We start from the raw sequence: 11,514 nt of genomic DNA on the forward strand, positions 1-11,514 counted from the left end.
CGCCAACAGGGATCACGCCATCACGCATACCAGCAGTGTAAACATATGCGGCCCCATCATCCCCTCTCAGCCTTCCTAGAATAAAGCCGTAGGTGAAACCTGCAAGTAGCATCACAGACACCGTAATGACAATTTCCATGACACCCCCAATTCTCACTGAACCTGACATGTGGGCAACCGCGACAACGATTATAACAAGCCCCAGTATCGCCGAGAGGAAGTTAAGGGTCTTTCTTGCAGGTATGAACCTCTCCTCCTCAAGCCTCAGAATTAGGGCAACCACCGCGGGCAGGAACACTGTGAAGACAAGGAGTTCAAATACCCTGAACGCCACCGAAAGTGATGCCACACCCATTATGTAGAGGACAGCGGGGTAAACAGCAACAGATAGTAGCATGGATGTAAGGGCAGCTGAAAGGGCAGGGGTGCCGTCACCACCGGATAGTTCCGTCCAGAGGGCCGCAACAACCGGGGATGGTGCAAATGAGAGTAGTATGATTCCAGCGACGATATCACCGCTAAAGTTGAATATCTTAATAAAAAGGAACCCCAGAAGCGGGTATAACAGAAAATTGGACACAGAGACCAGTCCAAGGAACTGGGGGTGCTGTATGATCCTCCCAAAGTCCTCCAGGCTGTGTTCAATAACAAGGGAGAACACCAGCAATGCAAGAAGGAGGGGCGTGTAAACCGAGAAAACTGAAAACTGGGGGAACAATAGACCTGTAAGGACGCATAAGAGCGTCAGGGCCCCATAGTACTTCTTTATGGTTCCTGTCATCTCCATCATTCAACGGTTACACACTTTGCAAGGTTCTTTGGCTTATCAGGGTCAAGTCCCCGCTCAACACTCACATAGTATGAGAGCAGCTGCAGGGGAACAATGTACACAAGGGGTGAGATTACCTCATCGACCTCAGGGCTCAGGCCTATGAAGTCATCGGCCTCCTTCCTTAGGGCCTCATCAAGGGTGCTCCCAACACCTATAACCCTCGCACCCCTCGCCCTGACCTCCTCAACGTTGCTCAGGGTCTTATCATGGCATGGCCCGGGGGGTGAGATTGCAACAACAGGCACCCCATCATCTATGAGTGCCAGGGGCCCGTGTTTCAGTTCCCCTGCAGCATAACCTTCCCCATGGATGTAGGTTATCTCCTTGAGTTTAAGGGCGCCCTCAAGGGCTGTTGGATAGGAGAATCCACGCCCTATGAAGAAAAAGTCGCTCACGTTGCTGTAGCGGGATGCAAGTGCCCTTATATTGTCCTCATCCCCAAGGGCCTCCTCCATGATAGCAGGGACCCTTTCAAGTTTCTCAATGAGCTCAGGGGCGCCCATGGCAGCCACCAGCATGTATATAATGGTGAGCTGGCTCACATAGGTCTTTGTGGCTGCAACGCCTATCTCAGGACCCGCCCTGGTGTAGAGGACATGCTGGGCCTCCCTTGTTGCTGAGCTTCCAAGGACATTGACTATCGCCAGGGTCTTGGCCCTTGAATTTGCTGATCTCAGGGCATTGAGGGTGTCTGCTGTTTCACCTGACTGGCTTATGAACACTGCAAGGGTCCTGTCTGTGAGAGCACGTGCAGAGTACCTGAACTCACTTGCAAGGATGACATCGGTGGGTATGCCCAGGATGCTCTCAAAGAGGTACTTGCCCACCAGTGATGCATGGTAGGAGGTCCCGCAGGCAACAAAGCATACCCTTTCAACCTCACCTATCTCCTTCACCACCCGCATAACATCATCCATCTCTGTGAGGGTGTCCCTGACGGCACCTGGCTCCTCATGTATCTCCTTGATCATGAAGTGATCGTATCCTGCCTTTTCAGCCATGTCCGCTGTCCAGTCAATTACATGGACCTCCTTCCTCACCGTGTTACCATCAGGGTCCCTTATCCTCAAATCACCGTCAATTATGACCATCTCGCCGTCATCCAGGTATATGATGTTCTTGGTGTGGTTCAGGATGGCCGGGACATCAGATGCCAGGAAGAACTCGCCATCACCGACACCGACTATGAGGGGGCTCTCCTTCCTTGCACCCACAACCCTGCCGGGTTCCCTTGAGGATATGGCTGCAATGGCATATGCGCCCTTAAGTTTACTGAGTGCTGTGGCTGTTGCGGCTTCAAGGTCCATACCCTCATCCATGTACTTCTCTATGAGGTGTGGTATCACCTCTGTGTCTGTCTCGGACCTGAAGACATGGCCCTCTGATTCAAGCTCCTCCTTTACCTCCAGGTAGTTCTCTATTATCCCATTGTGAACGACCGCTATCTCCCCAGTGCAGTCTGTATGGGGGTGGGCGTTCTCAGCGGTTGGAAGACCATGTGTGGCCCACCTGACATGGGCTATGCCCATGCTACCTGGTAGATCAGCGAGATCCAGTTCTGAGTCCACCTCGTCGATTTTACCCCTGTCCTTCTTGATATTTATCATTGGGTCTGCCGTTGCAATACCTACAGAGTCATAGCCCCTGTACTCAAGCCTCCTGACGCATTCAAGGAGTACCGGCGCCGCTCTGTTATCTTTGAGTATACAAGCCACAATGCCACACATTCAATCACCCTTAGAAGCATGATAAGGTTCACAAGATTATATAAACTGAATCGTAATATAACTCTAATAAGATTTACACATATATAAGTCTTAGAGGAGAGACTTAATCTCAAGGCTTTAAAAGTGATAGCATGAACGTGAAAATAGACGGCCCACTCTACAGTGGTAAGGCAAAGGATGTTCTAATGACAGATGACCCTGAAATCGTTGCCGTGAGGTTCAGGGACGATATAACCGCAGGTGACGGTGAAAAGAAGGACACCCTTGAAATGAAGGGCTACTATAACTCTGTTATTTCAGCCAAAATATTTGAGGTCCTTGAGGAGGCCGGTGTGCCGACCCAGTACCTGGAACTCCCGGAACCCGGCTGCATGCTTGCAAGGAAACTTGAAATGATACCCATAGAGGTTATACTGAGGAACATTGCAGCGGGCAGTATTGTTAGAAGGTTCCCCTTCACTGAGGGACAGGAATTCAAGCCCCCAATCATACAGATGGACTATAAGAGCGACGAGCACGGCGACCCCATGCTCAATGAGGACATAATCCTCGCCCTTGGTATAGCGAGTAGGGATGATCTCTCAGAGATAAGGAGGATGACACTTAAGATAAACGATGTCCTTGTGGAGTTCTTCAGGAAAAAGGGCATAATTCTGCCTGACTTCAAACTGGAATTTGGAAGGGATTCCTCTGGAATGATACGCCTTGGGGATGAAGTGAGCCCTGACACCTGCCGCCTCTGGGACATGGAGACCGGGAAACCACTGGACAAGGACATATTCCGACGGGGAGAAGAGGGCGTTGTGAGCGCCTACAGAAGGGTTGCTGAGATGATACTGGACAGGGAAGACATTGAAAGATGGAACGTTAAGATCTGAGGTGATGGGATGAAATTTATGGTTGAGGTCAGAATAAGGCTCAAGAAGGGTATGCTCAACCCGGAGGCGTCCACCATTGAGAGGGCCCTGGCACTCCTTGGATATGAGGTTGAAAATACCGATACAATTGACATAATAACATTCACCATGGATGAGGAGAGTCCTGAGGATGTCAGGAGGGAGGTGGAGGATATGTGCCAGCGCCTCCTCTGCAACCCGGTTATCCACGACTACGAGTTCAGTATAAAGGAAATGGAAGGCTGAAACATGAGGGTGGGAGTCATAAGGTTTCCTGGATCCAACTGTGACCGTGACGTTTACCATGTCCTGGAACTTGCCGGGGCAGAGCCCGAGTATGTATGGTGGAATCAGCGGGAGCTGGGACACCTTGACGCGGTTATAATCCCGGGGGGCTTCTCATACGGGGACTACCTGCGTGCAGGTGCAATCGCAGCCATAACGCCAGTTATGGACGCTGTTAAGGAGCTGGTGAAGGAGGAAAAGCCTGTTCTCGGGATATGTAACGGTGCACAGATCCTGGCAGAGGTCGGCCTTGTCCCGGGGGTCTTCACCATCAATGAGCACCCGAAATTCAACTGCCAGTGGACCAGCCTCCAGGTTAAGACCACAAGAACCCCATTCACACGGCTATTCAGACGGGATGAAATTATAAGGATGCCCGTTGCCCATGCAGAGGGGAGATACTACCATGAAAACGTCAGCGAGGTCTGGGATAACGACCAGGTCGTGCTGCAGTTCCACGATGAAAACCCCAACGGCTCCCTTGATGGAATAACAGGGGTCTGCGATGAATCAGGACTGGTATGTGCTGTGATGCCCCACCCGGAAAGGGCCTCAGAGATGATACTCGGATCAGAGGACGGCTTCAAATTCTTCAGGGGCATAATGAAGATCTGATTCAGAGCAAAAAAGGTGATTATCATGGTGGTTTATCTTGTTGGGGCGGGTCCAGGGGACCCTGAACTCATAACACTCAAGGCCATAAGGGTTCTTGAGAGGGCTGACGTGGTAGTGTATGACAGGCTGGCAGGTGAGGAGATACTCAGATACGCCCCTGAAGACGCAAAACTGATATACGTGGGTAAAAAGGCCGGTGAACACCACAAAACACAGGATGAGATAAACAATATCCTGGTCGAGGAAGGGAAGAAGCATGAAACAGTGGTGAGGCTCAAGGGCGGCGACCCATTCGTGTTCGGTAGGGGTGGCGAGGAACTCCTTGCCCTCAGGGAGGCCGGCGTTGAGGCAAGGGTCATTCCAGGCGTGACCTCTGCTGTGGGCGTACCCACATCTGCAGGGCTCCCTGTGACCCACAGGGGCGTTGCAACATCCTTCACTGTTGTCACAGGACACGAGGACCCCACAAAACCTGAAAAACAGGTTCACTGGGATTACAGGGCCGACACCCTCATAATACTCATGGGTGTGGGTAACGTGCGGGAGAACATGCAGGAGATCATGAAGCACCGGCCACCTGAAACCCCTGTATGTGTGATTGAGAGGGGTACAACAGAGGATGAGAGGGTTATCCTCGGCACCCTTGAGGACATAGCAGAAAAGGATCTGAGGCCGCCTGGAATCATAGTGGTGGGTGAGGTTGTTAATGTCTACCGGAAAATTAGAGGGTCTCAGGGGTAAGACCATAGCACTCACAAGGCCCGCTGAGCGGGTATCCGCTGCTGTTAAACTGATCGAGGGTGCCGGTGGAAGGGCCCTTGTCGCCCCAACCCTCGAGCTGAGGATCCTGAAAACAGATTCTCTCAGGGAGGTGTGCAGGAGGGCCCCTGAATGGGACCTGGTTATATTCACCTCCCCTGCGGCTGTTGAATCCCTCTTCAGCACATGCAGGGACTTTCATGAGAAAATCAGGGATGACTGTATTGTCGCGGTCATAGGGCCCAAGACAGCCCGTGCAGCATCTGAGATGGGTCTCAGGGCGGACCTGGTGCCTGAAGATTACACCGCAGAGGGTCTCCTGGAGGCCCTCAGAAAATACGACCTCCAGGGGATGCGGGTGGCCCTCCCAAGGACCCTCTCTGCAAGGAAGGTTCTTCCGAGTGGACTCAGAGAGATGGGCGCGGAGGTTCTCGTTGCAGAGGCCTACCACTCAGGGATACCGGCAGATACATCACCTGCAGAGGAAATGATAGAGGGTATACTAAAGGGGGATGTGGATGCTGTTACATTCACAAGTCCCCTCACAGTGGAAAACCTGTTTAAGATTGCAGGTGATAAGGAGGGGGATCTTATCCATGCCCTCAGGGGGATACACGTGGCTGCAATAGGCCCCATAACCCTCAGGAAACTTGAGGAGTATGGTCTTGATGCAGTCACCCCAGATAGGTACACGGTCAGGGACATGCTAGCCGAGCTTTCAGAGAGGATGATGGAGGGTAGATAATGATAATATGGCCAGCCTATCTTGATTCACGGAAGTCAAGGAGCCAGGGGCGAAGGGTGCCCCTTGAATACGCGGTTGAATCCCCAAGTGCCAGTGAAATACTCAGGGCCGCGAAAAAACTCCAGCTTGAAGCCCGTATGGAATCTGATAAGTCATACCCCTCCTCCTGGTGGGAATCATCAGGGAGGGTTATTGTTGAATATGAGGGGAGCAAGGGTGAACTCCTCATAAAACTTGCAAGGCTTTTGAGGTCCTCAAAGAAGAACTGAGGGTATGGGATAATGAACATGGACGAACTTAAAGGTGCGCTCAGAAGGGCCCGTAAACTGGTTGAGGAGGCTGAGACGGTTACAGTATACAGCCACACAGACTGTGATGGTATAACAGCGGCAACCATCCTCAGCAAACTCCTTGATGGCCTCGGGAAGGACCATGAGATCAATATAATCAACATCAATGAGGTCCCTGAGGTTGAACACGGCCCTGATCTCACAGTTTTCAGTGATCTTGGATCCGGACAGATGGTCCATGAAAACATGAAAAGGAGCTCCCGTGTTCTAATACTAGACCACCATCCCCCAGTGCGAAAGAGGAACTTTGAACCTCCGCGGGGTGAGCTCCTTGAAATAAATCCCATCTTCCATGGAATGGATGGTTCAACCAGCATCTCAGGTGGGGGCCTGTCATATCTACTTGCAAGGCAGTTCGGATACACTGATCTCAGCTGGATGGGCCTCCTTGCAGCAGTGGGTGACATGCAGAACATCAGGACCGGTAAGATGGTTGGTGCCAACCGGATGATCCTGGAGGACAGCATAGGGGAGGGTGCGGTTGAGTGCTGCAGTGACCTTACAATCTACGGTAGACACACCAGGTCCATCGTAAGTGCCCTCTCATACTTTGGGGATGTCACCCTGCCAACAACAAACAATACCAACGAGTGCATAGCAAGGCTTAATAACCTTGGTATACCCCTGAAAAACGATGAAACCCAGAGGAGGCTCTGTGACCTTACAGATGACGAGAAAAGGAAACTCTTCAATGAGATATACCGTATGATGGTCAACGAGGTCCCCAGGAGGTACCATAAATACCTCCCCAGGCTCATACTGGGTGAGGTCTACGAGTTAAGATCAGAGGAGAGGTACACGGTATTCAGGGACCTCTCAGAGTTCTCAACCGCAGTAAACGCGTGTAACAGGAACTCAAGGTGGAAGCTTGCGATGGATATCATCGGGGGTGATCGCCATGAAAAACTGGAGGAACTTGAGGACGTCCTCAGGGAACACAGGGCATACCTTGCGGTTACCCTCGACCGGATAATGGAGGAGGAACTCATAAGGGATATGGATAATCTCCAGTACTTCCATGCCCGGGAGGTGAAACCCGCGGTGGTGGGTACTGTTGCCGGTATGCTCCTGGGTTACGGTGACTGGAGGAGGCCCATGATAGGGCTTGCTGAAACCGGCGATGGCCTCAAGGTTTCACTTAGGTGCTCCCGCCTCCTGGCATTTGACGGCATACACTTCGGTTCAATCATGCAGAGGGTGGCGGAGAAAGTGGGGGGTAGCGGTGGTGGTCATGCCACTGCCTGCGGAGCATATATACCCTCTGAAAATGAGGGAGAATTCCTAAGACTCCTTAACAGGGCCATAGAAAAGGTGAAGGTGAAGGGATGAAGGCTTTCAGAAAGAAGGGTGAACTTACACGTTTCCAGGTGCTGAGTGAGATAGCGAGGCGCCAGCCCTATGTCAGGCAACGGGATATAGCAGATGAACTGGGAATAACGGTCCAGGCGGTGTCCGAGAACATAAAGAGCCTCATAGCAGAGGGCCTTGTGGAGGCCGGAAGCGGAAGGTCCCACTACAAGATAACACGTCGTGGTGGTGAGAAGCTCAAGAGTGCCGCGGTGAGCCTCAGGCAATACGCCGATGAGGTCCTGGAGTACATGAGTTCCTACAAATCCATCTGGCCTGCCATCGCCTGGGAGGACCTCAACGCAGGTGATGAGGTGGAACTATTCATGGACGACGGCGTCCTCTACGCAAGGAGGAGGACCAACGGGGAGGCCCACGCCATAGTCATGAAAGGTGCATCAGAGGGGGAGGATGTGGCCCTCACAGAACTCAGCGGCACCATACCCCTCCAGAGGGGAAAGGTGACCATCGCAGTTCTCCCGGCGATATCCGAGGGCGGTTCAGGGGCAGCGGACCTTGAAAGGATAAGGGAACTCACTTATGGCCAGGACAGGATAGGTATAATGGGTACAGTTTCACGGGCCGCCGCGACCAGGTTAAACTTAAATGTTGATTTTGAATTTGCAACCCCCTATGCTGCCCTTGCAGCAGCAAAGAGGGGCCTGAATGTCCTCGTACTTGCAGTTGGTAAGATGAGCAGAAGCATAACAAAGAAACTGGAAGAGGAGGGCATAGAGTACTCGGTTGAGGATGTCAGGGTGAAGGGGGAGTAGACCCCCAGCCCGGGTTGAATATTCCGATCAGAGGGAGTAGACCTCCTCCGGCGGGACCATACGAATCCCTGCATCCCTCAGGGCCCCTTCAAGGGCATCCAGGTTCTCTGTACTCAAGAAGAGTATCGCCTTATCCTTCTTTTCATGGACAAATGCGTATATGTAGTCAAGGTTAAGGTCATAGTCCTTGAGGACCCCGAGGATTGATGCAAGACCCCCTGGTCTGTCATCCATCTCAACTGCGACGACGTCCTTCAGCTTAACAACAAAGCCGCTCTTCTCAAGCACATCTGCTGCGCGTTCAGGTTCAGGTACTATGAGCCTCAGTATCCCGAATTCTGATGTATCTGCAAGTGACAGGGCCCTCAGGTTTATACCTGCCTCTGCAAGTGTACTCAGTGCCTTCCAGAGCCTTCCCTTCTTGTTTTCAAGGAATATTGATATCTGCTTAACCCTCATGGTATCACCATATTTTAAAGGTTCCTCTTATCTATCACCCTCACTGCCTTCCCCTCACTCCTGGGTATCGTGCCTGGTTCAACCAGGGTCACCTTAACCCTGAGGCCTATCTCGTTCTCTATGAACTCCTCGATCCGGTCCCTTGTCTCCACCATCTGCCGGATGTCATCTGAGAAGAGTTCAGGGGAGGTCTCCACCCTCACCTCAAGTTCATCCATGAGGTGGGGCCTTGTCACTATTATCTGGTAGTGTGGCTCAATACCATCTATGCGGAGGAGTGCCTTCTCTATCTGGGAGGGGAACACTGAAACTCCCCTGACCTTGAGCATGTCATCGACCCTCCCTGTGATCCTTGAGATCCTTGCAAGGGTCCTGCCACAGGCGCAGGGCTCGTAATCTATTGAGGTTATATCCTTTGTCCTGAACCTTATAACCGGCATCCCCACCCGTGTGAGGGTTGTGAGTACCAGCTCCCCCCTTTCACCTGGGCCGACCCTTTCACCGTTCTTATCTATGATCTCAGGGTAGAAGTGGTCCTCTGCAACGTGGAGACCGTTCTTCTCACCGCACTCCATTGCAACCCCCGGGCCCATGATTTCGGTGAGGCCGTATATGTTGAAGGCAGGTGCATTGAACCTCCTCTCTATCTCGGCCCTCATCTCCTCCGTCCACATCTCAGCCCCGAATCCTATGGCCTTTAACTGGGATTCGGCAGGGTCAAAGCCCTCCTCAGCTGCAACCTCGGAGAGGTAGAGGCCATAGGAGGGGGTAAATATCATGACCGTTGTCCCGAAGTCCTTCATTATCTCTATCTGCCTTCTTGTCTGCCCTGTTGAGATGGGGATAACGGTTGCCCCTATCTTCTGGGCACCGTAGTGGACCCCGAATCCCCCTGTGAAGAGGCCGTAGCCATGGGTGTTCTGGATGACGTCATCCTCTGTGAGGCCCATCATTGTTAGGCCCCTGGCCATGACCTCACTCCATATCTCTATGTCCTCCCTGGTGTACCCTGATACCACGGGTTTTCCTGTGGTCCCTGAGGATGTGTGGACCTCCACTATCTCCTTCCTGGGGACAGCGAACATCCCGAAGGGGTAGACCTTGCGGAGGTCGTCCTTGGTGGTGTAGGGTAACCTTGTGATGTCGTCCAGTGACTCTATGTCCTCGGGGTACACGCCCTCCTTCTCGAAGGCCTCATGGTAGTAGGGTACGTTTTCATATGCCCTCCTTACTGTGTCCTGAAGCCTTTTAAGCTGAATTTCCTCCAGTTCCTCCCTGCTTATGCATTCCATTTCCCTGTTCCAGATCATCTGAATCATTCCCGAATCAGTGTAACTCTTAGATGTTTATGGTGATTTAAAAATAAATGTTATGTATCACAGAATGCCACCCGGGAGTCAAAAATAGGGTTCTTAAAAAATTAATGGAGTTAGAAGAGGTCCTCGAAGCGTTTTTCGACCTCTTTCCAGTTTACGATGTTCCAGAATGCGTCAATGTAGTCGGGTCTCACGTTCCTGTAGTCAATGTAGTAGGCGTGTTCCCATACATCCAGGACCATGAGGATCCTGAAGTGGGGTATCACGTTGACGTTGTGCTTTTCAACCTGCATTATGAAGAGCCTGTCGGTCCTCTGGCAGTAGGTGAGTACAGCCCATCCTGAGCCCTCTGCACTCACAGCAGCCTGAGAAAACTCCTTTTTAAAGCGTTCAAAGCTTCCGAAGTCCCTCTCTATGTACTCTGCAAGCCGTCCACCTGGTTCCCCACCGCACTCATCTGCGGGTCCCATGTTACCCCAGAAGAATAGGTGCAGGACGTAGCCCCCAACATGGAATGAGAGTTCCTTGAGGGCCGCCTTGATGTCAACTTCCTCGTCATTCTCCCGGGCATCGTCGAGTTTTCTGAGGACGCCATTGGCCCCATCCACGTAGGCCTGATGGTGCTTCTCATGGTGTATCCTCAGCTGCTCCTCTGATATGTATGGTTCAAGGGCATCGTAGGGGTATGGGAGTTCAGGGAGTTCATAGAATTTTTTCTCCATCTAATCACCACCTGTGCTGCGGTGGCATAGCCACCAGTCATAGCATTCGTATTCCTCTTTCCTTTTCCTGGCGGTTTCAATATCAGATGCCGGTGGGACTATCACATGGTCACCGATGAGCTGGTTATCGGGCCAGTTTGCAGGTGCAGCCACACCCTCGGCATCTATGACCCTGAAGGCGCGTATCATCCTCACGATCTCGGGGATGTTCCTTCCAAGTTCCTGTGGATAGTAGAGTATCGCCCTGATTATCCCCTCAGGGTCAACCATGAATACCGCCCTCACAGTGTTTGTGGGCCTCGCAGGGTGTATGAGTCCAAGGGTATCGGCGACTCTCCCTGTGTCGGCTATCACAGGGAACTCGATCTCTGTATCAAGGTTCTCCTCTATCCATTCGATCCACTTGATGTGTGAGAAGACCTGGTCAACGCTGAGGCCCACAAGTTCACAGTCAAGTTCCTTGAGTTCAGGGTAGACCTCCTGGAATGCCACAAACTCTGTTGTGCAGACAGGTGTGAAGTCTGCAGGGTGGCTGAAGAGTATGAACCATTTCCCCTTGAATTCAGCCGGGAGTTTCATCATCCCATGGGTTGTCTGGACCTCCATCTCAGGGAATTTATCCCCTATTAGGGGCATGCCGCGCCCCTTCTTCTTAACCTTTCTGAGTTCGTATACCTTCTCCCCCATA

14 protein-coding genes are annotated in these 11,514 nt (G+C 52.0%); 8 read left to right on the forward strand and 6 right to left on the reverse strand.

What is annotated here, in order from left to right:
- Both QFX39_RS08505 and glmS read right to left on the reverse strand, forming a co-directional pair.
- The coding region (locus QFX39_RS08505) for a hypothetical protein (protein WP_300479509.1) at positions 1-787 on the reverse strand (787 nt) is incomplete at its 3' end.
- Positions 787-2,559, reverse strand: coding sequence for a glutamine--fructose-6-phosphate transaminase (isomerizing) (glmS, locus tag QFX39_RS08510; RefSeq protein WP_300479512.1), 1,773 nt, complete (start codon positions 2,557-2,559; stop codon positions 787-789). The genes QFX39_RS08505 and glmS, both read right to left, overlap by 1 nt.
- A gap of 131 nt (positions 2,560-2,690) precedes the next feature.
- Between glmS and purC the strand changes: the two genes are divergently transcribed.
- From purC to QFX39_RS08550, 8 genes are read left to right on the forward strand one after another with little or no spacing between them, the layout of a single operon-like run.
- Positions 2,691-3,437, forward strand: a complete 747-nt coding sequence (purC, locus tag QFX39_RS08515) for a phosphoribosylaminoimidazolesuccinocarboxamide synthase (protein WP_300479514.1) — start codon at positions 2,691-2,693, stop codon at positions 3,435-3,437.
- 9 nt (positions 3,438-3,446) lie between these two features.
- A complete protein-coding gene (purS, locus tag QFX39_RS08520) occupies positions 3,447-3,701 on the forward strand; it encodes a phosphoribosylformylglycinamidine synthase subunit PurS (RefSeq protein WP_300479516.1) in 255 nt (84 codons plus the stop codon).
- 3 nt (positions 3,702-3,704) lie between these two features.
- Entirely contained in the window at positions 3,705-4,355 is a 651-nt protein-coding gene (purQ, locus tag QFX39_RS08525; protein ID WP_300479519.1) for a phosphoribosylformylglycinamidine synthase subunit PurQ, read from the forward strand.
- 24 nt (positions 4,356-4,379) lie between these two features.
- Positions 4,380-5,096 (forward strand): uroporphyrinogen-III C-methyltransferase, encoded by a 717-nt coding sequence (gene cobA / locus QFX39_RS08530; protein ID WP_300479522.1) that lies wholly within the window; start codon positions 4,380-4,382, stop codon positions 5,094-5,096.
- Positions 5,062-5,859 carry a uroporphyrinogen-III synthase gene (locus QFX39_RS08535; protein ID WP_300479524.1) on the forward strand — a complete coding sequence of 266 codons (798 nt, stop codon included), beginning with the start codon at positions 5,062-5,064 and terminating at the stop codon, positions 5,857-5,859. The genes cobA and QFX39_RS08535 overlap by 35 nt, the downstream gene beginning before the upstream one ends.
- A complete protein-coding gene (locus tag QFX39_RS08540) occupies positions 5,859-6,128 on the forward strand; it encodes a signal recognition particle subunit SRP19/SEC65 family protein (protein ID WP_300479526.1) in 270 nt (89 codons plus the stop codon). Before QFX39_RS08535 ends, QFX39_RS08540 begins: the two co-directional genes overlap by 1 nt.
- A 12-nt stretch (positions 6,129-6,140) precedes the next feature.
- Positions 6,141-7,538, forward strand: a complete 1,398-nt coding sequence (recJ, locus tag QFX39_RS08545) for a single-stranded-DNA-specific exonuclease RecJ (RefSeq protein ID WP_300479528.1) — start codon at positions 6,141-6,143, stop codon at positions 7,536-7,538.
- Entirely contained in the window at positions 7,535-8,329 is a 795-nt protein-coding gene (locus QFX39_RS08550) for a MarR family transcriptional regulator (protein ID WP_300479530.1), read from the forward strand. Before recJ ends, QFX39_RS08550 begins: the two co-directional genes overlap by 4 nt.
- A gap of 27 nt (positions 8,330-8,356) precedes the next feature.
- Here QFX39_RS08550 and QFX39_RS08555 read toward each other — a convergent pair whose 3' ends face one another.
- The 4 genes from QFX39_RS08555 to QFX39_RS08570 form a co-directional block, all read right to left on the reverse strand.
- Complete coding sequence (locus QFX39_RS08555) at positions 8,357-8,788, reverse strand: ACT domain-containing protein (protein ID WP_300479533.1); 432 nt, start codon at positions 8,786-8,788, stop codon at positions 8,357-8,359.
- 14 nt (positions 8,789-8,802) lie between these two features.
- Positions 8,803-10,098 carry a phenylacetate--CoA ligase gene (locus QFX39_RS08560; protein ID WP_300479535.1) on the reverse strand — a complete coding sequence of 432 codons (1,296 nt, stop codon included), beginning with the start codon at positions 10,096-10,098 and terminating at the stop codon, positions 8,803-8,805.
- Between the two features lie 119 nt (positions 10,099-10,217).
- On the reverse strand, positions 10,218-10,826 hold the full coding sequence (locus QFX39_RS08565) for a superoxide dismutase (RefSeq protein ID WP_300479537.1): 609 nt from the start codon (positions 10,824-10,826) through the stop codon (positions 10,218-10,220).
- Complete coding sequence (locus QFX39_RS08570; protein WP_300479539.1) at positions 10,827-11,513, reverse strand: peroxiredoxin; 687 nt, start codon at positions 11,511-11,513, stop codon at positions 10,827-10,829. It abuts the gene before it with no gap.
- Between the last annotated feature and the right edge of the window lies 1 nt (position 11,514).

The organism is Methanothermobacter sp. (assembly GCF_030055425.1).
Lineage (GTDB): Archaea > Methanobacteriota > Methanobacteria > Methanobacteriales > Methanothermobacteraceae > Methanothermobacter.